Raw genomic sequence first — 23,083 nt, 5'->3', positions numbered from 1 at the left:
AGAGGCCTCATCAAAGTAGTTAATCCTACTTTGATGAGGCTATTTTTTTGCAATAAAAGAGGATAACCATTTCTATGGGGCTGCTGTTTTAGAGGGAAGGGTACCAGGATTCGCTAATTGCTGCTAAACGAGCGAATAGGACATCGAGAGGGAACGTGAGTATCTTATTTTTCCGAAAAACGCCAGAAACCGCGAAAATAAAATAATTAGTGTACTTACGTTCCTCTCAACGATAAAAACCCACGAAATCATACCAATAGCGCACCTACGTTCCTCTTGTTGAAAAAAGCAAAGATTTCATCGTATGAATATGGTTAATCAAGCATATGACTCCTTGATGACAGGCTCAGTCAGCTTGTAGCCGACGTTGCGGATGGTCATGATATACTCAGGATGCCGAGCATTTTGCTCAATTTTATCGCGCAGATGTGAGATATGGACATCCACGATACGCGTATCCCCAAGGAAATGATAGTCCCATACACCATGAAGCAGCTGTTGTCGGCTAAGCACCTTTCCACGATGCTTGCAGAGGAACAGGAGCAGTTCGAATTCCTTCGGCGTAAGCTCGATTGGCGTACCATTCATCGTCACTTCGCGCTGCTCTGCTTTAACAGAGATTTGGCCAATCGCGATCGGTGCTTCTTCCGTGGTGGACGGCAAAGTTTGAATACGGCGATGGATTGCTTGAATGCGGGAAACGAGCTCCAGTGGTGAGAAGGGTTTCGTCATGTAATCATCGGCGCCATTGTCCAAACCAGCAATTTTATCGGTAAGATCTTGCATCGCCGTTAGCATAATGATTGGAACGAGGTTGTTTTGGCTTCTAAGCTTGCGGCATACTTGTAAGCCGTCCATTTTGGGCAGCATTAAATCAAGGACGATGAGATCGGGACGGAATGATTGAATCGCACCGAAAACAGCTTCCCCGTCGAACACACAGTGTACCTCGAAACCGGCAAGCTTGAGGTTGAATTCAATTAGCATCGAGATGGAAGGCTCGTCGTCAACAATAAGAATTTTCTTTTTCATCGTTAGGTAGGCTCCTTTTAATGAAGGATAATTCTAGTATGACGTACCTCTATCATCGCGATATTAAGATAAAGTTAACCCTGTGTTAAATTGCAATCCACCACAGGTTATAATAGGATAGAGAATGAGGTGAATGAACAGAGATGGCTTTTCATATTGTATTAGTAGAACCTGAAATTCCTGCGAACACAGGCAATATTTCACGAACATGTGCCGCAACAGGCACTCATCTTCATTTGGTCAGACCCCTTGGATTTGATACCGATGATAAGACGCTGAAACGCGCTGGACTTGATTATTGGCACTCGGTGAAGATTGACTACCACGACTCTTTTGATGAGGTATTGGCGGCTTACCAAGGCCATAGATTCTTCTTCGCATCGACGAAAGCGAGCAAACGCTACTCTGACTTTACGTTTCAAGATGGTGATTTTTTCGTATTTGGCAAAGAGACGAAAGGACTGCCAGAGGAACTGTTAAGGCAGCACCCGGAAACCTTAATACGGTTACCTATGTCAGATAGCGTTAGATCATTAAATCTATCCAATTCTGCGGCAATTATAGTATATGAGGGACTACGCCAAACCGGGTTTGTAGGTCTCGAATAGGACAGAGGACCTATGTTTTTTAGGTCTGAACCGACATTTTTGACAAGAAAAGAAAGTTTTCGGGGCCTAAGCGGAAGGAATTTCATGAAAGACGGCGAATAGTAATTCGTAAGCTCGATATAGATATGTTGGTCGAAGTGAAATTGCCGGAAGCGTAGAAAACGTCTGGGAAAAGAGAGGTGAAGTCCTATGATGAAGCCAGCTGGAGTCGTACGAAAAGTCGATCAATTGGGACGAATCGTATTACCTAAATCGTTAAGAAAACGATACCAAATGAATGAGGGAGATCCTGTAGAAATTCTAGTACAGGGTGACCATATCATTCTCGAGAGATATCGTCCGAAATGTGTGTTCTGCGGTAGCATGGAAAGTGTCAGTGAATTCAAAGATCGTTATATTTGCGGCGTTTGTATAACTGAAATGAACCTGCTTAAGGCGAGAGCCTAGTAGTTAAAAAGAAAAAGCATCCGCTTTCTCCGTTGGAGAAGGGGATGCTTTTTTTCTTGATATTAAAGGCCTTTTGTTTTGTCCTCGTTATAGGAAGCCGTCATCATTGCGACGATGAATAATAGAAAAACGGAATTAACGAGCCAAAATGTTGTGGATAAACCGAACATTGCTGCACCTCCTATAGGGTTAAAGAAACATTTTTGCACATAGTTAAGGCTTATTATACCCAACCATCCCCAAAAAAGAAACGAAATTTGTGTGAATAATTTGGGTCATTTGAAAAATAAGAAGTTCGTAGCCAGCGGTCGCAGTCGACCATCGGAAGGTCGATTGATCACGCTGCCGCCCCAGACGAGTGTCGTAGAGCCGCCGCCATCGAGATTGTAAGCATCCACGACGCCTAACTGCTGCATTTTGTCTTGCAGTTCAGCAAGCGTAGCGCCGGAATTACCACTCTCATCGTAACCGTCGGTGACAAGGAATAAAAGCTGATCATGCTTGTAATTGGCCATTACTGTTCGAGCTGCTCTAGCAGGTGAGCTCTGCCATTGGTAGGGAATGGCCATCTTGCTGCCATTTTTCATAAGGACAGGGACGAAGGTTGTTCCCATCAAAGGGTTTAGCTTGTCGAGTTCGGCCTGCGAGCTGAACTTGCCGCCGATGAGCTTGCGATCTTTGTTCAAACCGATGAATGCCGTCTCATTGTTGGTGGGAAAGAAGCCGTTCACATATTTCCCATTCATGACCGTGGTATCCAACGGATAGCGCTTGCCACGATTGTCGTCCGCGAAGCCGCCTGCGTTGATCCCAACAACGGCGCCATAACGCGAGGCTGCGGCTAAGGTTGTTTCGCTGGAGCCGAGCTTATCGTTCCCCAAGACGAGCTTAATCGCTTTATCACTTTTGAGGTTTACTTTAAGAGCATATCCTGAATAGTGGTTTTCATTCAAAGCGAACAATTGAATGTCGATATTGTCAGAATTGGCTTGACGAATTGGACTGCCGAGCTTGGCTGTAATACGTGCATCATAGATAAGTCCGGGTTTCACGACAGTAGCAACAGCCGTTTGGAGCATGGCCGTTACTTCTGCCGTGCTTTTCTCATACAGCTGGAAATACTGCTGAATAATGGTTTTGGTTTGAACGGCATCGTTATTCGATTGGGTTAGCAGACTGTTCATGGCGAGCATTTCTTGATGGAAATTAATCGGTGTCTGTGCCTCGGGAGCCTTTACTGGGATGGAAATATGCAGGGAGACAAAGAGCAGCCAAATCAGCATACCTAGAAAGGGGGCACTGGCAAGCAACATAACACGGTTGATTTGCTGAATGGAATTCGCTGTCATTATTTCAACACATCCAGATTTTTGGTCAGCTCATCTAGCTTCTTCTTGACGTCAGCTAGCTGCGTATAAAGTTGATTACTATTATCGGTCTTGCTGTTAGCGCTATCTTTGGTGAAAGCCAGTAGTTCATTCAAGGAATCTACTTTGGCTTGCAAAGTCTTCATATCGGAAGTGACACTATCCTTCAATTGAGAGATTTGCTTCTGATAATCTTGTTGAATGACTTGTAATTGCTGCTGGGTTTGCTGTGCGATATCGGTCGATATTTGTTGCCTCAGATGCTCTGTGTACATCATCGTAGCTGCTACTCCGATTGCGATCAGCATGACCCAACCCACAAATAGGAAGACATACGTTTTCTTCTTGACCCGAGTTGCCTTCGACGTGCGGGGAAAAGAATTCGCCGTTGCATTCTCCATGGGCATACTCATGAAAATCACCTCTTACTACTAGTATAGCATATTCCATTATTTTCTCGGAATATTAGATAGAATTCGCTGTTTTTCGATATTCATTGGGGGTCATGCCTGACATTTTTTTGAAAACCTTGCTGAAATACTTCTCATCCTGATAGCCAACCATCTCAGCAACTTGTGAAATACGAAGATTTGGATTACAGAGCAGCACTTTGGCTTTGCTCATCCGAATCTGCCCTAAGTAATCAGAGAGATTGACTTCAAACTCCTGCTTGAATTTGCGCGAAATGTACTCGCGGCTGAGATAGAAGCGGCTGGCAATATCCGCAAGCGAAATATCCTCATGATAATGCTTCTCCAGAAAGCTGGCGATTTCAAAAATCACATTGTTGTCCTTGTGCTGACGCTCAAGATGAAGCTTAGATACTTGAACGAGGCTCCGAGTAAGCTCTTGCTGCCAGAGAGATAAGGATAGGATGCCTTTCTCGTCGAGTGTAATTATCGCGGCTGCGCTATCCTCCAGGAGCAACGGATGGATCTCTTCCTCGCGGCTATTGGGGATCAACTGCTGAACCCAGCGACGCATCATCACCCGATATTCGCCCCACCAATGTTCAAGTTGTTCGGGCGTGATAATCTCGCAACTTCGTACAGCGTCGATCCATTGCTGAACGATATCCTGAATCTGTTCCACATTCCCACTTCGCAAGGCAAGAAGAGTCTGCTCCTCAAATTGGTGAAACGTCAGTGTTGTTTGTGACGCCTTGGTCGATTGCCAGTTGTTATGAATCCAAGTTTCTTTGGCTTTCAGATTGCGTTGCCGAAGCGCATCTCGCGCTTCCTGATAAGACAATTTCAATTGATTTGGAAAGCTGTGTTCACTCCCAATTCCAAAGTCCACACGGGCATGCAGAGCAGTTCGAATGCCATCATTAATGGTCGACAGCAGTTCCTCTGCGATTGATGGAGCTGACCATAAGAAGAGAACGATTTCGTTGGGATTATGCCAATGTCGGAACGCATAGCCGCGCTTCTGGGGAACGATGAATTCATTGCAAATATTAATCAATGAGAAGAGAAGAAGATCGATATTTTGACTAAATTTATTCTTAATACTAGCTTCCATCGTATCTAAAGAGAGAATGGCAACACGACACGTTGCAACGCTTCTGGATAAATGAAGTTCGCGTTCTAGCTGCTCAGACACCGGTTCATACGTACTTGGCTCGGCGATTAGTGCCGAAAGCAACTTGTCCCAGTAAATCGGCTTGAATTGATTAACCTCGATATTCAGCTCGCGATTCGTATGACGGAGCTCCTCATCCTTGAGCCAAGTTTGTATAGCTTTATCCAAAGCCTCGTTCAACTGATCCGGATCAATCGGTTTTAAAATATAGTCCGTTCCGCCAAACTTCACCGTATGTCGAAGTAAAGAGAAGTCGTCGTGGCCGCTGATGACGATGGTTTTGGAGTCAGGGGCATGCCGATGCATCCACTCTAGCAGCTTGACACCGTTCATGATGGGCATCATCATATCCGTCATAATAATCTCAGGATGCTCACTGCGAACGAGCGTAATAGCTGCTTCACCATCAGGTGCTTCCAGAATGGTATCAATCCCATATTGCTTCCAATTTACAAGCAATCGGATCGCATCTCGGACATGTTTCTCATCATCTACAAGTAATACTTTCATCTCAGGTAACTCCCTTTTTCATCGGAATAAGGATGACAATCCGCACACCTTGGGGATGCACATGCTCAATATCCAACGCTGCATCATCATTAAAATAAAGCTGAACGCGAGTTAGCACGTTGCGAAGCCCGATATAGGAATCGTCTGCGACGGAAGAGGCTTTTAATCGAATACGTACTTCGCTGATCCGCTGCTCGGTCATTCCGATACCATTATCCGCCACGGTGAGCTTCAAGAAGTCCCCCTCGGGCGTGACCAGCTTCATAGATTCAATGCGCAAGATGCCCACAGCTTCTGATTGACTTGGTTTAAAGCCATGCTTGAAATAATTTTCGACAAGTGGTTGAAGAATCATTTTGGGCACAGAAAAGATCTGGGTTCCCTCTTCAATGTCGTAGACAATATCAAATTGATGTTCAAAACGCTGCTTCTGCAGCTCCAAATAAGCCTTAATATGGTCGATTTCTTTCCGCAGAGGAACTATGGATTCGTTCGTATTCATGCTGTAATGCATCATTTTGGCAAGAGAATTAATCAGTGTATAGATCTTAGGTGCTTCGTGCTGCAAGGCTAGTGTTCCGATGGATTGCAGGGCATTATTCAGAAAATGTGGATTGATTTGCGCTTGCAGCGCCATCAGCTGATTCGATTTATTCGCCAGTTCTAGCCGATATTCGCGCATCACCATTTGATTCAAGTCCTGCATGAGCCCGTGGAAGCGGTTCGCTAGAATCCCCATCTCATCGGCTCGGGTCAATTCAATGTCACTATGATGATCACCAAGCCCAACTTGCCCTGTTTGAATCCGTGTAATGTAACGAATCAATTGCTTGATAGGAGCTGTAAAACGAATGCTAATATACACTGTGCCGGCCATCACAATCAGCATAAAGAAGGAAAGGATGAGGGCGTTAATGAAGGTCAACTGCCTAGCATTTCTGGTCAATTGTTCATACGGAAGGCGTTTTACAATCGTCCAATTCAGATAATCTGTGCGCATTTTCTCATACATATTAATCCCCGCAAAAGCGCCTTTATTCCATTCGTAGCTTCCTTTGTTAAGATTGCTGTGAATCGCTTCATCTCCCCAGCTGCCTTCTAATAAAAGACCCCATTTGGATGGATCAGGCCCATAAACAATATGTCCGGTTTCATCCAATATGTAGAGCTCTTCTTGCTCACTGGTAAATAAATTTCGGGAAATGTCAGAAACAAGATCCAAGTTCAAATCAATAATAAGCTCACCGATCGACGTATTATTAGGCGAATACATGATTTTACGGTGCATAGAGATAACAGGCATTGGCGCAGAATACACGGTGAGCGTTAAATCGTATGAATGGCTTTGGTGTGTTGTTTCGAAATAGACAAGCTGTTTCGAAGGAAAATTTCGCAATCCTTGATATTTACCGATAGAACTCACTTGAGAGTCATTGCTTGCGAGATAAGAACGATCACTAACCGAGGCGTAAAGGTAAATTTGTTTAATTTCCTTGACGGAATGGGACATGACCTGTAGCCCGCTTTTGATTACTTTATCACTCATATAATCGATATCACGTTGGGACTGGATAATATCATAAAACTGGCCGAGCTCGGCAAGATGAATCCCGGTGTAAATCGTGGATGAGGCTTGGACCACGCCATCGAGATAATTCACGAGATTCGTTTTACCTTGTGAAAGTAAGGCGGAATTGTTGGTCAACGTATCTTCTGTCACCTTCTGTTTGGTGAAGAAATAGGACACAACAAGGGAAGTGAGGAAGGGCACGAGAGTGGCAATGAGCAGAAATAAGATCAATTTATTGCGAATACTGTGTCTAATCAGGCTTCATCAGCTCGGTTTCTATAATGGGATTTTCCCCTACATTGTAGCAGGAGAGGTCAACAAATTCCACCTAATGCATCACTATCGTCAGTGTTTCAGGGGCATGGAGATCTCTATACTTGAGGAATAGAAGTAAAATGGTAAGGGGGATTTCCCAGTGAAAACGAAAAATATGTTATCGGGATGGCTGCAGCAATGGGTATTTATTGGACCTGCATTGCTATTCTTTAGTGTTGTGGTCCTCGTTCCATTTCTGATGAGTATTTATTATTCATTTACAGAATGGAATGGCGTAACGACAAATGTAACCTTAAATGGATTAGACAATTTCAAGCAAATTTTATTCCATGATAAGGATTATCGCAATGCGTTTAGCTTCACATCACGTTTGACGGTAACCAATGTGATTCTTACGAACCTTGTAGGCTTTTTATTAGCCCTACTGCTTACACAAGCATTGAAGGCAAGAAATGTGCTGCGCACGATCTTCTTTATGCCTAACGTGATTGGGGGCTTATTGCTCGGCTTTATATGGCAGTTTATTTTTGTAAAAGGGTTTGCAACCGTAGGCGATCTAACCGGTATCGGATTTTTCAATCTTCCATGGTTAGGGACTTCATCAACCGCTTTCTGGGCGATTGTCATTGTAAGTGTATGGCAAGGCGCTGGCTATCTCATGATCATCTACATTGCGGCCTTGTCGAATGTACCGAAGGATATGCTGGAAGCAGCGTACATAGATGGCGCCTCACGCTTACAAGTGCTGCGCAGCATCATCGTTCCGCTCATTATGCCAGCGGTGACCGTCTGCTTGTTCTTGACGATTTCGTGGTCATTCAAAATCTTTGATTTGAACTTCTCCTTAACCAAAGGTGGACCGTTCAATTCCACTGAATCGGTTTCGATCAATATTTATCAAGAAGCTTTCCGTAATAATCGCTATGGCTTAGGTACGGCTAAAGCTCTCGTATTCTTCGTCGTAGTTGCGATCATTTCAACCATCCAAGTGATGTACACCAAGCGTAAGGAGGTTGAGGTTTAATGGATTCCGTCAAAAAATACACAGGCCGATTATTTGGCTTAGAAGTGCTCGGCATTTTGATTGCTTTGCTATTCTTAGTTCCGTTTTACTTCGTTATCGTGAATTCCTTAAAGACATTTCCTGAGCTGGCAGCCAATACAGCTAAACTTCCAAGCTCGTTGTATTTCGATAACTACACCAAAGTTTGGTCAATCATGAAGTTTCCGAAGGCGTTCTTCAACTCCTTATTCATTACCGTATTAAGTAATGTAGGGCTCGTGCTTATTTCCTCAATGGCCGCCTATCGTATGGTCAGAAAGGCCAGTAAGTTCAATAATCTCGTCTTCTTGGCGTTCGTTGCAGCGATGGTCATTCCGTTCCAATCGATCATGATTCCGCTCGTTCGCGTTGCAAGTCAAGTAGGTCTGATGGATAGTAAGCTCGGATTGGTAGCATGCTATTACGGGTTTGGCGTTTCCTTGAATGTTTTCTTATACCATGGCTTCATCAAGTCCATCCCGTTGGAAATTGAAGAGTCAGCCAAAGTAGATGGCAGCTCACCGTATGGTGTGTTTTGGAAAATCGTATTTCCATTGCTGAAGCCGATGTCGATTACGATTATCATCTTGAATAGTTTGTGGATTTGGAATGATTATTTGCTGCCATCTCTTGTATTAGGTAATCCAGAGCTGCGGACCATTCCACTGGCTACATTCTCCTTCTTCGGTCAATATACGAAACAGTGGGATTTAGCATTAGCTGGGTTAACGCTAAGTGTATTGCCTATCGTTATCTTCTTCTTATTCTTGCAGAAGCATATCGTAGAAGGCATTACAGCGGGTTCAGTTAAAGGATGACATATTTGCAAATATGTGCAAGATATTCCACCTTTATGTTCAATATACTCGGTGTTAACTGAGCATGTAAGTGTTTACAATGAATCATGTAAGCAAGCGATGAACTAACAAGCTTTGTCAGATGAAGTGAAGTAACATTTAAAAAGGGAGGCATTACCTCAATGAAAAAATTAACAATGGTCTCAATGGCGGCTGTACTATCCTTATCCGTACTAGCAGCTGGTTGCGGAAAAAAAACCGAGACAGCAAGCCCAGCACCAACCACAGGTGCTTCTACAGCAACAACAACACCTGCAGCGAGCGGTAAACCTGTTACGATTAAAATTTTCCAATTTAAAGTAGAGATAGCAGACCAGCTTGGGAAAATGGTGCAAGAATATCAGAAGCTGAACCCGAATGTTAAAATTCAAGTCGACACCGTTGGCGGTGGAGCAGATTACGGCGCAGCCCTTCTTGCGAAATTTAATGCTGGTGACAAACCGGACATTTTCAACAATGGTGGTTTCACGGATCTAGATAAATGGATCGATAACCTTGAAGATCTTTCCGATCAATCATGGGTGAAAGACCTTGTTGATGTAGCGAAAGAGCCAATGACCAAAAATGGTAAATTGTATGGTCAACCGTTAAACTTGGAAGGCTACGGCTTCCAATACAACAAAGACCTTTTTGCAAAAGCGGGTATTACTGAATTGCCAAAAACGTTCTCCCAATTAGAAGCAGCGGCTAAAAAGCTAAAAGATGCAGGCATCACACCTTTTGAAACAGGCTATGCAGAGTGGTGGGTACTTGGAAACCATTTCGTAAACCTTCCATTTGCTTATCAGAAGGATCCGAATGCGTTCATCGATGGCTTGAACAAAGGCACTGCGAAGATTTCTGGTAACGAAGTGTTCAACCAATGGGTGAAATTGTTTGACTTGCAACTGCAATATGGCAACAAAAACCCATTGCAAACAGACTACAACACACAAGTAACGGATTTTGCAACAGGTAAAGCAGCTATGACGCAACAAGGTAACTGGACACAAGTTCAAATTACAAAAACAAACCCAGACATCAAAATTGGCTTCTTGCCAATGCCGATCAGTGATGATGCTGCTGCGAACGACAAATTGTTCGTAGGTGTACCGAATAACTGGGTTGTCAACAAAAACTCTGCAGTTAAAGACGAAGCTAAGAAATTCTTAAATTGGATGGTTAGCTCCGATGTCGGTAAGAAATACATCACAGAAGAGTTCAAGTTTATCCCAGCGTTCAAAACAATCCCTGCTGACGAGAAAGTACTTGGACCATTAGCAGCTGACATCATTGCGTATAGCAAAGCAGGCAAAACATTGAGCTGGAACTGGTTTAAATTCCCAGGTGGAGAAGCTTCCAGTAAAAAATTCGGTGATATCATGCAAGGTTACGTAGCTAAGAAGTACACGAAAGATCAAATGTTGGATGAATTCCAGAAAACATGGGATAGCCTTAAGAAGTAGCCTTAATTTCCCTGTACGTCAAGCCTCAGCGCCAATGCTGAGGCTTTTTGCTGTTTAACAGATGAAGAAATGGCTGTTACAATGAAGAGGACTGGAGGTCTACCATGAATCTTAAAATCAGAGCTTGGCTGCAGCACAGAGGGAATGCGCTTCCATTAGAGAAAAAGCTGTCTCATGAGGCTGTCATTTCATTACTTATTCATTCCATTTTTCAATTCGGAGCTTCCATGTCAGGGTTGTTTCTCAATTTATACTTATGGCGGTTAACGCATAGTGTCGTCGTGAATGGGACCTACAGCATGATCGTCTATATCTTAACACCAATTGGATTCGCCATTGGCGGTTACATGATTAAGAAGAAGGATCGTATGGTATCGTACCGACTGGGTATTGTACTGATTGGTCTCTTCTATTTAAGTGTGAGTATTGCTGGGGAGCGGCTTGTCGATTATTACGTCCTTTTTGCGATATTTAATGGATTAGCGGGCAGCTTCTACTGGGTCGGTTATTTAACCCTGATGTATGACGTATCGACCGAGCAGAATCGGATACGCTATCTCGCCTATAATATGATGTTTTTCACAGCGGCTACACTTGCAGGACCGGCACTTGCTGGCTTCATTATTCGATTAAAAGAGGGGTTAAGCGGATACACGATCGTCTTCGCTATTGCTTTCTTTATGTTCTTACTGGCAGCACTGATCTCCTTGAAAATCAAGGCTTCAGGCGGTCATCATCGTGTGTACTATTTAAAATATACGGGACTTATCATGAAGAAAAAGCAAGAGTGGTCGAAAGCGCTGCTTGGCTTCTTCGGCATGGGCTTGCTCCAAGGTACCATGTTGTTTCTACCGAACATTCTTTTATTCAAGGTTTTGCCGCGTGAAGATTTGGTAGGGTATCTCGGTGTTCTCTATTCGAGCTTAAGTATTGTGATGGGTATCTTTATCTCGAAGTATGCGAACGCGGGCAGGGCGAGGGTTTATTTGACGATATCGACAGTAGGTTATCTCGTTGGAATCTCCTGCATTTTAGGAAGTTTAAATGTATGGTCCGTGGTCGGCTTTATGGTTCTGTATTCGATCTTCGCACCGCTTCAAGGGAATACGATGACAGGCTACTATTATAGTTTGATCGCCAGGCTTCCTCTTAAAGGGGAATTGAAAGTAGAAAGTGTGGTTGTGCGAGAATTTTTCTTAAATGTCGGTCGGGTTATTTCCATTCTGGTACTCATTTCCTTCGGCAGCGACTTGGATGGCGGCTGGATTCCATGGATCCTGCTGCTGGCTTCCTTGACGCAATTTGGTTTAGTCTGGTCAATCAAGAATCGATAGGCCTACAAGGATGAGAGCCCCTCAATTCGGTTATCCTAGAAGGTAGAGAATTGAAGAAGAGGGGAATTGTTCTAATGGAGAAATTAGACAGTATTATCGTTGGGGGAGGCATTGCAGGACTTCAAGCGGCTATTCAATTAGGAAGATACGAACATAGCGTACTTGTGATTGATGCGGGTTACGGCCGTTCTACCTTATGCAGAAGCTATCATAATATTCTAGGTTGGCCAGATGGGGTATCGGGCGAGGAACTGCGTCGATTAGGCAGATTGCAAGCGGAAAAGCTCGGGGTTACTTTTGTCCAAGATGAAGTTGTACAGGCTATCGCTAAAGCAAAAATCGGTGAAGGCTTCGAGCTATGGGGAAAAAGTGGTCAAGGCTATGAAGCTAGGACGCTTCTGTTAGCAACGGGCTTAATGGATCGCATGCCTGAACTGTCAAACCTGAAAGAATGCTTGGGACTAACCGTATATGTTTGTCCCGATTGCGACGGATACGAGATTAGGGATAGGAATACGCTAGTGATGGGCTCCGGTGATGCCGGAGCAGCTATGGCCATTAAGCTCCGCGATCGAACAGAAAAGATGACCTATATAAATCACCAAAATCGGGCAGTGAAAAATGAGTACCTGATGGAAATGAAGAACAAGGGCATTACTTATGTTGCGGAAGATATTGAAGAGATTGAGGTCGATTCACCTGGACGTTTCAAGGGAGTCGCGCTTCGAGACGGCGGGCGCCTTCAAGCAGAGCGTGGTTTCATTGCTTTCGGAGGGAATGAAGTGAAGTCGGATCTGGCGCGTCAGCTTGGCGCTGAACGCATGGAGAATCGGCATATTATGACCGATCCCCGCAGTAAGATGACGAGCGTCCCGTTCGTCTGGGCAGCTGGCGATGTTGGCGTTCATGCGGAGCAGGTGACAATCGCCATGGGGGAAGGCTCACAGGCGGCAATTTGGATGAACAAGGCGCTGCTGCGCATGAATGAGGAAGCGAATGTGCATCGGGTTGTTATTCGTTCGTAAAGAGCAGACATAAGAAAAGATTAGGGGATAGACACGGTTGGGAAAGCTGCTACTACGTGAGCATACTCTTGTAAAGCTTTCTCGCCGCTAGAGGTAAGATGATAGATACCGCGGCTTTGTCTGACAAACCAACGATAGTAGTTTTGCTGCAGAAGCGAGCTCACATTCATGTTGCTAGTAAATTCACGCAGCTTGCGTGGACTTAATGGACCGTGCTGCTGCATCAGATAGGCGCAATGAAGTGATTTCTCGCGATAGGCTGTCATCAGCTTCTGCCCAGAACTTCCTCCTACATTATAGTCGCCGCTGCGTTCATGAAATTCGGTCATAAGCTTCCCAGAAGCCCTTTTGTTGGGGCGTAGGGTATAAGGTGTAGGCTCACAGACGAGATCGACTGTGGGCTGTTTGCGTTTGTAGAATTGGACAGTCAAGACGCCAAGTCCCAGCATTCGGCAAAGTCGACGAATCTCCTCCCATTGCAAGCGATGGGGGGCTTTTCCTTTGTTAGGAAGCTCAAAAGCGACATATACGTCTTGCGTAAGCTTCAGTCGTTCAATTCCTTGGACGAGAAGCGGGATATTAAAGCTCTTCTTCAATTCAACAATAACCGGTGGCTCATCGCCACGAATTGCCACTAAGTCACAGTGCTTGACTTCCCCGCGAACGGTATAGCCACGCTGCTCAAAGAAGTGTTTAATCGGGGCATACAATTCGGTTTCGGTTTGGATCGGCATGAGGTTTGTTCTCCTCTTTTCGTGCAAAAAGTCTGTTAGAATGGCTTTCATTATAGCATAGGTTGAACTAGATTTGGGGGGAGATGTACAGGTTAGGAGATGAGAGATTTGAGTGAATTGCTGAATGATTGGAAGGGTAAAAGTTTCGCATGTGCGCCGTGGGTACGGGCACGATTCACGACATTTTCCGTTTCGTCAGCCATCCATCGTACGAATCGACCGTTCTTGTCGGTGCCTACCGCGCCATCTGTCGACGGCTTCGCATCCGTGGGCGCACTGCTGATCGTTCGCGGCTTCAAGCAGACGATCCCTTGCTCAGCGCCTGAGGCGATTTTCGCCGACTTGAGCATACTGACATCGTCACAGCAAGCGATATTGCAGCTGGCGTTGGCGACATGCTCGGGAAACACATCTCACTTGCTGACTGGTCGCTCGGACGCGTGCTGCTGGATGAGTACTTCTGCGAGCGGAGTGCTCGCTTGACACTTGAGGCGGTGGAGCTGTGCGCCGCTCATCTTGAAGAGATTGCTCAGTGCACCGAGCTGGGCATGCGTCGATTGATGGAAGGCTGATCCTATCTGGCCTTTCGATGCTCTTGGTCGGCCATTCACGGCCGGCCTCCGGGGCGGAGCACCATCTCCCATTATTGGGAGATGGTGCTCCTGCAGCAGCGCCGCCGTGCGCTGCTGCACGGCGCGAAGGTCGGCGTCGCGACCGTGCTCATGGCAGGCGATTTGGAATAAATTAACTGTAGGAAATCCAGTTATTCTCCTCGAGTAAATTGTGAAGGTCTTCGGAATAAGCCTCCACTGCATGCCCTACCTACAACACAATCCAGATGTGGAATTGGTTGGTTTTCACTTTGCGTCAACCCCTTTCTCCTCTTGTTTTCATCTAGTTTTCAAGGGGGCGGTCGTTTTCCAATGAGGTACGGACATTTTTGGAGAAAGGAACAAATCGATATTCTCTTTAAAATTTCGGGCAAGTTATCCTTCTTGGGTGCATAGGATTGTAGTACACAATTCACCATCACGAGCTGACCTATTGCCAAAAAGGCAGCAGTGAAAGGAGGTACCCATGGACATATTCAAAAGAATTTCAGAGCATCGTACGGAGAAGGATTCATTGAGCTGGACCGGTACGTTCGCGGAGTACATAGAATTGCTTCGCAGTAATCCTGGACTCGCGAGAACTGCACATTCGAGGGTCTATGATATGATTGCTTCGCAAGGCATCAACGACCAAGTCGGCCACAAATCCTACAAATTTTTCAACCAAGAGATTTTCGGTCTAGATCGTGCCGTTGAGAAGCTGGTGGAAGAATATTTCCATTCCGCTGCCCGTCGATTGGATGTTCGCAAACGTATTTTATTGCTAATGGGTCCTGTAAGCGGTGGGAAATCCACAATTGTGACGATGTTGAAGCGAGGGTTAGAGCAATTTGCCAAAACCGATTTGGGTGCAGTCTACGCCATCAAAGGGTGTCCAATGCACGAGGAGCCACTTCATTTAATTCCGATGGAGTTGCGTTTAGAGATCGAGCGCGAGCTTAATGTGAAAATTGAAGGCAGCTTATGTCCATCGTGCCAAATGCGTTTGAAAACGGAGTATAACGGTTGTATTGAAGATGTGCATGTGGAGCGTGTTTTTGTCTCCGAAGAAGGGCGTGTGGGGATTGGTACCTTCAGCCCGTCAGATCCCAAATCTCAGGATATTGCCGATTTAACAGGAAGTATCGATTTCTCGACGATTACAGAGTTCGGTTCCGAGTCGGATCCGCGCGCGTATCGTTTCGATGGCGAGCTGAATAAGGCGAACAGGGGAATCATGGAGTTCCAGGAAATGCTGAAATGCGATGAGAAATTCCTTTGGAATTTGCTCTCACTTACGCAAGAGGGGAATTTTAAGGCGGGCCGCTTCGCCCTTATCAGTGCCGATGAGTTAATTATCGCGCATACGAATGAAACGGAGTATAAGTCTTTTATCGCCAATAAGAAAAATGAGGCCTTGCAGTCTCGTATGATTGTCATGCCGATCCCTTACAATTTGCGCGTGTCCGATGAAGAAAAAATTTACTACAAGCTTATCGGACAGAGTGATATGTCGCACATCCATATTGCGCCGCATGCACTTCGTGTGGCCGCGATCTTCTCCATTCTTACACGTTTGAAGGAAACGAAGAAGCAAGGCATGGATTTGATCAAGAAAATGCGCATGTATGACGGTGAAGTTGTAGAAGGCTACAAAGAAGCCGATTTGAAGGAAATGCAAAATGAATATCAAGAAGAAGGCATGAGCGGTATTGATCCGCGTTATGTTATTAACCGAATTTCTAGTGCCTTAATCCGCCAGGACCTCCAGTGTATTAATGCCTTGGATGTGCTGCGTGCATTGAAGGATGGCTTGGATCAGCATCCATCGATTACTAAGGATGAGCGGGAGCGCTTCCTCAATTTCATCTCCGTTGCCCGTAAGGAATATGACGATATTGCCAAGAAAGAAGTGCAGAAAGCGTTCGTCTACTCCTTTGAGGAGTCGGCTAGAACCATTTTCGATAACTACTTGGATAATATTGAAGCCTACTGCAACTGGGGGAAAATTAAAGATCCGTTAACCGGTGAGGAAATGGATCCAGATGAGCGGCTCATGCGTTCCATTGAAGAGCAAATTGGTATATCGGAAAATGCGAAAAAAGCGTTCCGCGAAGAGATCTTGATCCGCATCTCATCCTACTCACGCAAAGGCAGAAGGTTCGACTACAGCTCTCACGAGCGTCTGCGTGAAGCCATTGAGAAGAAGCTATTCGCTGATCTGAAGGACATCGTGAAGATTACAACATCCACGAAAACACCGGATGAGAAGCAGCTGAAGAAAATTAACGACGTGACGAAACAGTTGATCGATGAGCATGGCTATTGCCCGGTTTGCGCGAATGAATTGCTGCGATACGTAGGAAGCTTATTGAACAGATAAGTAAAAATGCTTAGAGCGAAAGACCTGAGTGGGTGACGACCCCTTAGGTCTTTTTGCCGTGATGGAGATGAGGATTGCCGCCTAACACGTCATCTATGAATCTCTCATATACTACTTTAGCTTCATATAAAAGGGAGGTGTAAGAGATCATGGCAAGGAACTCAATGAAGATTACAGGTGCTTATATTTTAATGTTAGTAAGCTTTCTAGCTATTATCTTGACATGGGAAGTGAAGCTACTATCACCTTTGGGGGGGATTTTCATTGTAGGTGTAAGCTTCATCGGAGCCGTACTGATGTGGCAGGATGCTGCTGAACCGTTGCAAGGAGTTGGCCAGGAGAATGTCAAACGAGCCAAAGCCGATCGTTGACAAGAAGAAGGATGATTGCGATCCCCCCCAGAAGTCGAAGTCTGAATCCGGAAAGTGGAGTGATTTATTTGGATTCGGCAAAATGATAGACAAACTTCCGCTCTATAAACTTTCGGCACGTATGGCTTATTGCATGTTTTTTGATTTGGTGTTGTTATTTTTTGTACTGATCCTTCGGGCCACGGATACCAAAATGAATGAGTTTCCGAATGCCTGGGATTTCCGAATGATCGTGCTCACGACGATTGTTGTTTTTTTCGTGGGGCTTTGTGATTTGATCAAATTTAGGAAGAAATAGGGAAAAAACGATGAAAAATTCCTAGAGGAAGCCTCCTTTTGTTGAGAAAAATGCAATAGGGCTTCTTTTTTTATTGAAGCAGTTATGTGATGTAAAATATAGTTTACAGAAAAATAACTATTTGAATCGCGGGAGATAATGTCGAATAAAAAAGGTTATTCGTTATATCTTGTCGAATCGAAGAAAACTAGGAAGTATGACCCATGCATAATTTGCATGTAAAATTTGAATTTCGGGTCTTTGGGATTAGTTTTTCTAGACTATTGATAGCCATACTAACCAAAATTAGTTATAATTAGGTCGAAAGATCTAACAAATTGAAAGTTTACAGTTTAATTTGCAGTATTATGACGGGAATGTCGAAATACAGTGAGCATTTGTATAATTCTGTTTTTGACTAAAAGGTCGTAGCTCAAGTAAATCGAGCTTCACTAGAAGGGGGTGACAGATAGTAGAATGCTTACTCGATTATTAAAAAGTATAACTCGAAATCAAATGCAGTTGCCGGCAGATATTGTCTCTATCATTAGTGAAATCAATAATCTGTATCTAGAGATGGAAGAAAGTTTGGCAAATGATGAATTGCAGCATCGGTCAAAAGAACTAGCCGAACAGATCCAAAGCGGAACCCCTGGAGAAGTTCTTCTACCTGAGGCATATGCTTTGGTTAAGCTGGCATGCCGTAGAGTCTTAGGAATTGTTGTGCACGATGTTCAGCTTTACGGGGCAATCATGCTCTACAGAGGGCATATTGCAGAAATGAAGACGGGGGAAGGCAAGACAGTAACCGCTGTGTTCCCTGCTTTTTTGCAAGCTTTGGAAGGGAACGGCGTACATATTGCTACAGTAAACGAATATTTGGCTGAGCGGGATAGTCGCAAGATGGGAGAAATTTTTCGCATGCTTGGACTTACCGTTGGTTGCATCATTGCTGGAATGTCTCCTGCTGTAAGGAAGGAGCAGTACCTAAAAGATGTTATTTATTCCACACATGTGGAGCTTGGGTTTGACTATTTAAGGGATCATTTGGTGCTGAGCGCAGGAGAAAAGGTTCAGCGTGGTTTATACGATATCATTATAGACGAAGTGGACAGTATCCTGATAGATGAAGCGCGCACTCCTTTAATTATTTCGGCGCCTCCAGGTAATGGACAACAGTATTTATATTTTATTGACGAGAAAATAAAAAAACTTAGTGAAAGCCATTTTCAGATCATGGAGTCCCATAAACATGTCGTGTTAACGGAAGAAGGAATGGATTATTGTGAAGATCTTTTTTCTGTTGATAATTTGACAAAGCAGGAGCATTCGGAACTCTATCATTTTATAGTTCAGGCATTGCGAGCGAACTATGTTTTCAAACGAGATGTTGATTATGTCATTATCCGCCATGATGACGGAACCGAGGAAGCAGTTATTATCGACCCGAACACAGGACGGCCCATGTTAGGAAGAAGGTTTATGGAAGGACTCCATCAAGCTATAGAAGCAAAAGAGCGGATTCTGGTTCAAGGGCAGCCAAAAACCCTTGCAACGATAACCTTGCAAAGTTTTTTCGCTATGTACGCCCAAATATGCGGCATGACGGGCACTGCGATGGAGTCTAAGGACGAGCTTCGTGATATTTACGGTATAGATGTTGTGAGAATCCCTACCCATAGACCTGTCATTCGCAAAGATTTGCGAGATCTATTATTTTTCACGGAAGAAGCGAAATTTAATAGAGTCATAGAAGATATAAGACGTATCCATGAAACCGGACAGCCTGTGCTTGTTGGAACCGAAGATATCAAAAGGTCGGAATATGTTAGCTCTCTGCTTAACGAAGCAGGAATTCCACATCGATTATTAAATGCAAAGCATATTAGCGAAGAAGCGAAAATCATTGAAAAGGCAGGCACGTATGGCGCAGTCACGATTGCTACGAACATGGCCGGAAGAGGGGTAGACATCAAGCTTGAGCCTGGTGTAGAAGAGCTAGGCGGACTATATGTGTTAGGTACTTCCCGTCATGAATCTTCTCGAATCGACAACCAGCTTCGCGGACGCAGTGGGCGTCAAGGGGATCCGGGGTATTCAAGGTTTTATGCTTCTTTGGAAGATGAAATGTTATGGCATTATTATCCAGAACAAATGTTGGACGAATTGGAAAACGCTAATTTCGATTTGTCAGAGCCTATCCCTCGAAAGCGTTACATCAAAGGAATCAGTGACGCTCAAAAACAAGTGGAATCACAACATGTTTTTGTTAGAAAACAACTCCTTGCCTTCGATTGTGTGCTTAATCTTCAAAGATTGGCGATGTATTCGATCAGGAACGAGCTTCTGGAAACAGAGGATGTACATGCCAAGTTAACAGAGTCTATACAAGATGTGATTTTGAACATTGTTGAGGGCTTTTTCGCGAATTCAGTGGAGTCGTTGAATTTTGCGGGGATCATGGCAGCTGTTCGAAGCGTATTTCCCGATCAGAGGCCGCTCAGGCTGGAATGCCAAGATGAGGTGACGGCAGCCAGCATAAAGGCAAGTCTCGCGCCTCAAATTTGTATCGTTTTCGAAGAACTGACAGAGCTTTACGGCGATGGAAGTCAACAGGTGGAAAAGCGGGCGCTGATAACTGCTTTGGATCACCACTGGATGGAATTCATAGAGGCCGTAGAGGATGTGAAGAAGGGAATTGGTTTACAGGCTTACGGAAATCTGGACCCTTACATACAGTTCGAAAAGGAAATATCGTCCATGTTTGAAGAAATGATGCATGCTGTCCGAAAGGACGCATTGCGAAACGCATGGCGCGAATTGCAGCGCGCCAGTCAAACAGTAGCTTGTTGAGATTAGATGGCTTTGTTATCAAAGTATCATATATAAATTCAAATTTTGATTACATTATAGGAGGCCTATATGTCAGATAATAAGAAGCAGAATCCAGAAGAAAAAGAAGTGGCTCAGCCAAGCAAGTTTAATCGTAGAAAGAAGGAGACTTCGTCTAAAAACAATATGGCCGTTGTAACAGGCGGGATTTTGGTCGCAGGCTCACTTCTGCCGTTTTTACCAGCTCAAACAGCTCACGCTGCTACTTATGCGGGCTCCATGTCGGTCAGTTCTTCGTATGCGGCTGCGGGAGAAAGCGTCATGATTACTGTCAATGCGAATGGCGGCGACGGCACATTGAACACCAATTCTGGCGCTGTCGAAACGACCTCGGTTAGTGTCTCTTCTCCTGACGATAATCGAACACTTAGCATCACGCTCACAGAAACAGGCATCAATACCGGCATTTTTCAAGGTTCCTTGAAGCTGGTAAGTGAAAATACGGGTAGTCCGGCCGTTGATGAAATAAAGGTGCAGAACAATAACCCTGTAACCATTCTGGATCCGAACTGGAATACCTCCCACACGCTTAATCCGATTGTCAAAACGATTACCAGAAGAGATCATGCGACCGGGGCTTTGAGTTTTAAAGACAACAGTTCCAATGCCACGATTTCGAATGGACTTGTACATAATGGTCAGGTAGTACGGGTTGAGCTGTCTGACCTTGATTTGAATACCGATGCCACTACTGTTCAGACGCAAGTTGTGAATTTGACGACAACGGCTGAAGTCGCCGGCTTCTCCTTACTATTGACGGAAACCGGTGTAAACACAGGAGTGTTTGCTGGAACTTTTACAGTAGGAACGGAGATTTCCCCTGCTAATAACAGCGGCTTTTTCGTGGAGTACGCGGACGATAAGGAAGCTGATAATACTTCCGACACTGTTACAAGCACATTGATCCGCAAGGATTATTCCACAGCTACACTTACAGCTTCGCCGGCAAAAGCGGCCTTTAACGAAGCTATTACCGTAACATTGACGGACAACGATTTGAATTTAAATGCCGGTTCAGCGGAGAATGCTACTGTCCAGGTGACCTCTGCCGACGATGCGACGGGTTTTTCTTTGCAATTGACGGAAACTGGTGCAGACACGGGTATATACACAGGTACTTTTGTTATGAACGATGCGACGTCATCGAGCCCTTCGATACAAGCTTTGAATGGAAGCACCGTTACGGTAAGCTACACGGACACGCGCGACGTTTCGGGTAATGTATCTTCCCTGACCCACACAATTACACGGAAAGACCATGTTACAGGCACTGTTTCACTGGACAAAACTTACGCCGTTGTAGGTGAGACTGTAACTATCACCGTGAATGACGCTGATCTTATCAACACTACATCCGGTGAAACACTCAACGTTGATGTCAAATCTGCAATAACAGATGCTACAGGCATTACCGTTGCTTTGACTGAAAGTGCAGATACGGGCGTATTTACCGGCACGTTCACAATCGGCAACTCTACTGGTGCTGGCGTCATCGGTGTGGCAAACAACCTGGAGCAGGTGACGGTCACTTACACGGATGCTTTTAAGGCGGACAATGCCGCTAATGCAACCACGACAGCCACGATGCAGCGCAAGGATCGGATGACGGGGGTTCTATCTTATCAAAGATTGAACGTAAGCGGTCAGGAAGTTATCGAAGTATCGTTGAATGATACAGATTTGGATTTAAATCCGGCTGTTCAAGAATCCACGACTGTCAGTGTATCCTCTGCGGACGATGTGGCAGGTTTTAATTTAACTTTGACGGAAACAGGACCAACTACGGGCATATTCAAAGGGAAATTCAAGCCTGTAACGACCGCTACGAATTCGGCGGCGACTCCTTCTGAATTGAATGTTGCAGCATTCGGCAACAATATGGTCGTAACGTACGCTGATGCGAATAAAGCGAATGGAAGCTCAGGTAATGTAGCAGTTACTCTTGTGAATTTACAAGTTCCATATATTTCCAGTATTACAGCGGCGGAGTCAGGTGCAGCTGAGAACGGTGCAGGCGCAGGCGACACAATAACCATTCTCTTTGATATTCCTACGAATCAGACAATCAATAACAGCAATGTATCTACGGTAGTAAAGGTTCCTGTTGGACGTTCATTAGGAACGGCGCCTAGCGTTTCTTGGACTGACAATCAGACGTTGGTTGTTAATTTGGACTCTGATGCTGTTTTGTTTACGAATGATACGGTTACCATTGATCCGAGCGGGAACTTAAAAGATGCTGCGGGAACAAGTGCTATTAGCGAGTCTGCTCATACAATTAATACAGGATCGTTTGGAACAGCAACGTTAATGATGAACACGGCAAGCCCGAATTATAGTAACACTACCTATCGTCAAGCTGGACAATATTTCGATATCGTCTTTAATGCGCCTACGAACAAAGTGAACGGGGATACGGCGAATCTTGCAAACTTGTCAGTGAACAACAGTCATAGCTTGGGTACAACGGACGGTAGCGCGATATGGCAAAACGCGACGACGTTGCGAGTGACGTTGGGGGCAGGGGCAACAGTTTTGGCAGGCGATACAGTTACGTATGATACAACGGGAGAAAGTTTGTCGGACTATTCGCGTGAAACGGCTGCGCCTTCGTCAATTCAACAAATTATCGGAGGCAGCTTCGGTTCGAAGGTGCCAGTATTCACAACGGCGGCAGCAACGAATGTAGCGAGTGTAGGTGCGGCATCGACAGATCAGATCGTATTGACGTTCGATACA

Annotated in this window: 19 protein-coding genes; 13 read left to right on the top strand and 6 right to left on the bottom strand. The window is 44.8% G+C overall.

Features of this window, described 5'->3' with window-relative positions; genetic code table 11:
• Positions 1–318: 318 nt before the first annotated feature.
• Positions 319–1,032 carry a winged helix-turn-helix domain-containing protein gene (locus AC58P7_RS30955; RefSeq protein ID WP_310501922.1) on the bottom strand — a complete coding sequence of 238 codons (714 nt, stop codon included), beginning with the start codon at positions 1,030–1,032 and terminating at the stop codon, positions 319–321.
• Between the two features lie 143 nt (positions 1,033–1,175).
• Here AC58P7_RS30955 and trmL point away from each other — a divergent pair, with 143 nt between their 5' ends.
• Together trmL and AC58P7_RS30945 are read left to right on the top strand one after the other, a co-directional pair.
• Positions 1,176–1,640, top strand: a complete 465-nt coding sequence (trmL, locus tag AC58P7_RS30950) for a tRNA (uridine(34)/cytosine(34)/5-carboxymethylaminomethyluridine(34)-2'-O)-methyltransferase TrmL (RefSeq protein WP_497349858.1) — start codon at positions 1,176–1,178, stop codon at positions 1,638–1,640.
• A 192-nt stretch (positions 1,641–1,832) separates the two neighbouring features.
• Positions 1,833–2,087 carry an AbrB/MazE/SpoVT family DNA-binding domain-containing protein gene (locus AC58P7_RS30945; protein ID WP_171630099.1) on the top strand — a complete coding sequence of 85 codons (255 nt, stop codon included), beginning with the start codon at positions 1,833–1,835 and terminating at the stop codon, positions 2,085–2,087.
• Between the two features lie 275 nt (positions 2,088–2,362).
• Here AC58P7_RS30945 and AC58P7_RS30940 read toward each other — a convergent pair whose 3' ends face one another.
• The 4 genes from AC58P7_RS30940 to AC58P7_RS30925 are packed head-to-tail and all read right to left on the bottom strand — an operon-like array spanning position 2,363 to position 7,349.
• A complete protein-coding gene (locus tag AC58P7_RS30940; protein ID WP_497349856.1) occupies positions 2,363–3,436 on the bottom strand; it encodes a phosphodiester glycosidase family protein in 1,074 nt (357 codons plus the stop codon).
• Positions 3,436–3,867: a hypothetical protein gene (locus AC58P7_RS30935; protein ID WP_497349854.1), complete on the bottom strand. Its 432-nt coding sequence runs from the start codon at positions 3,865–3,867 to the stop codon at positions 3,436–3,438. The genes AC58P7_RS30940 and AC58P7_RS30935 overlap by 1 nt, the downstream gene beginning before the upstream one ends.
• A gap of 52 nt (positions 3,868–3,919) precedes the next feature.
• A complete protein-coding gene (locus AC58P7_RS30930; RefSeq protein ID WP_497349852.1) occupies positions 3,920–5,548 on the bottom strand; it encodes a response regulator in 1,629 nt (542 codons plus the stop codon).
• A gap of 1 nt (position 5,549) precedes the next feature.
• Positions 5,550–7,349 carry a cache domain-containing sensor histidine kinase gene (locus tag AC58P7_RS30925; RefSeq protein ID WP_497349850.1) on the bottom strand — a complete coding sequence of 600 codons (1,800 nt, stop codon included), beginning with the start codon at positions 7,347–7,349 and terminating at the stop codon, positions 5,550–5,552.
• A 199-nt stretch (positions 7,350–7,548) separates the two neighbouring features.
• Here AC58P7_RS30925 and AC58P7_RS30920 point away from each other — a divergent pair, with 199 nt between their 5' ends.
• The 5 genes from AC58P7_RS30920 to AC58P7_RS30900 all read left to right on the top strand — a co-directional run bounded on the left by AC58P7_RS30920 (position 7,549) and on the right by AC58P7_RS30900 (position 13,097).
• Positions 7,549–8,418: a carbohydrate ABC transporter permease gene (locus tag AC58P7_RS30920; RefSeq protein WP_497349905.1), complete on the top strand. Its 870-nt coding sequence runs from the start codon at positions 7,549–7,551 to the stop codon at positions 8,416–8,418.
• Complete coding sequence (locus tag AC58P7_RS30915) at positions 8,418–9,254, top strand: carbohydrate ABC transporter permease (RefSeq protein WP_497349848.1); 837 nt, start codon at positions 8,418–8,420, stop codon at positions 9,252–9,254. The genes AC58P7_RS30920 and AC58P7_RS30915 overlap by 1 nt, the downstream gene beginning before the upstream one ends.
• A gap of 161 nt (positions 9,255–9,415) precedes the next feature.
• A complete protein-coding gene (locus AC58P7_RS30910) occupies positions 9,416–10,738 on the top strand; it encodes an ABC transporter substrate-binding protein (protein ID WP_497349846.1) in 1,323 nt (440 codons plus the stop codon).
• 104 nt (positions 10,739–10,842) lie between these two features.
• Entirely contained in the window at positions 10,843–12,072 is a 1,230-nt protein-coding gene (locus AC58P7_RS30905; RefSeq protein ID WP_497349844.1) for an MFS transporter, read from the top strand.
• A 74-nt stretch (positions 12,073–12,146) separates the two neighbouring features.
• A complete protein-coding gene (locus AC58P7_RS30900; protein ID WP_497349842.1) occupies positions 12,147–13,097 on the top strand; it encodes an NAD(P)/FAD-dependent oxidoreductase in 951 nt (316 codons plus the stop codon).
• 20 nt (positions 13,098–13,117) lie between these two features.
• On the opposite strand, the gene AC58P7_RS30895 is transcribed toward AC58P7_RS30900, so the two are convergent.
• A complete protein-coding gene (locus AC58P7_RS30895) occupies positions 13,118–13,831 on the bottom strand; it encodes a DUF2161 domain-containing phosphodiesterase (protein WP_497349840.1) in 714 nt (237 codons plus the stop codon).
• 108 nt (positions 13,832–13,939) lie between these two features.
• Here AC58P7_RS30895 and AC58P7_RS30890 point away from each other — a divergent pair, with 108 nt between their 5' ends.
• From AC58P7_RS30890 to AC58P7_RS30865, 6 genes are all read left to right on the top strand, one after another.
• Positions 13,940–14,314, top strand: coding sequence for an iron-containing alcohol dehydrogenase (locus tag AC58P7_RS30890; RefSeq protein ID WP_497349839.1), 375 nt, complete (start codon positions 13,940–13,942; stop codon positions 14,312–14,314).
• A gap of 594 nt (positions 14,315–14,908) precedes the next feature.
• Positions 14,909–16,804, top strand: coding sequence for a PrkA family serine protein kinase (locus AC58P7_RS30885; protein WP_497349837.1), 1,896 nt, complete (start codon positions 14,909–14,911; stop codon positions 16,802–16,804).
• A 149-nt stretch (positions 16,805–16,953) separates the two neighbouring features.
• The gene (locus AC58P7_RS30880) at positions 16,954–17,175 is read left to right on the top strand and encodes a hypothetical protein (protein ID WP_497349835.1); all 222 of its coding nucleotides are present in this window, start codon (positions 16,954–16,956) and stop codon (positions 17,173–17,175) included.
• Positions 17,147–17,473, top strand: a complete 327-nt coding sequence (locus tag AC58P7_RS30875; RefSeq protein WP_497349833.1) for a hypothetical protein — start codon at positions 17,147–17,149, stop codon at positions 17,471–17,473. Before AC58P7_RS30880 ends, AC58P7_RS30875 begins: the two co-directional genes overlap by 29 nt.
• Positions 17,474–17,929: 456 nt before the next feature.
• Positions 17,930–20,305, top strand: coding sequence for a preprotein translocase subunit SecA (locus AC58P7_RS30870; protein ID WP_497349831.1), 2,376 nt, complete (start codon positions 17,930–17,932; stop codon positions 20,303–20,305).
• A gap of 69 nt (positions 20,306–20,374) precedes the next feature.
• Positions 20,375–23,083, top strand: a 2,709-nt coding sequence (locus AC58P7_RS30865) for a beta strand repeat-containing protein (protein WP_497349829.1), incomplete at its 3' end; no start/stop codon positions are given.

The sequence above is a fragment of the Paenibacillus sp. J22FR5 genome (assembly GCF_059691975.1).
Note: the sequence above shows the minus strand (reverse complement) of the source record. Positions and strands in the feature narration are given on the sequence as shown.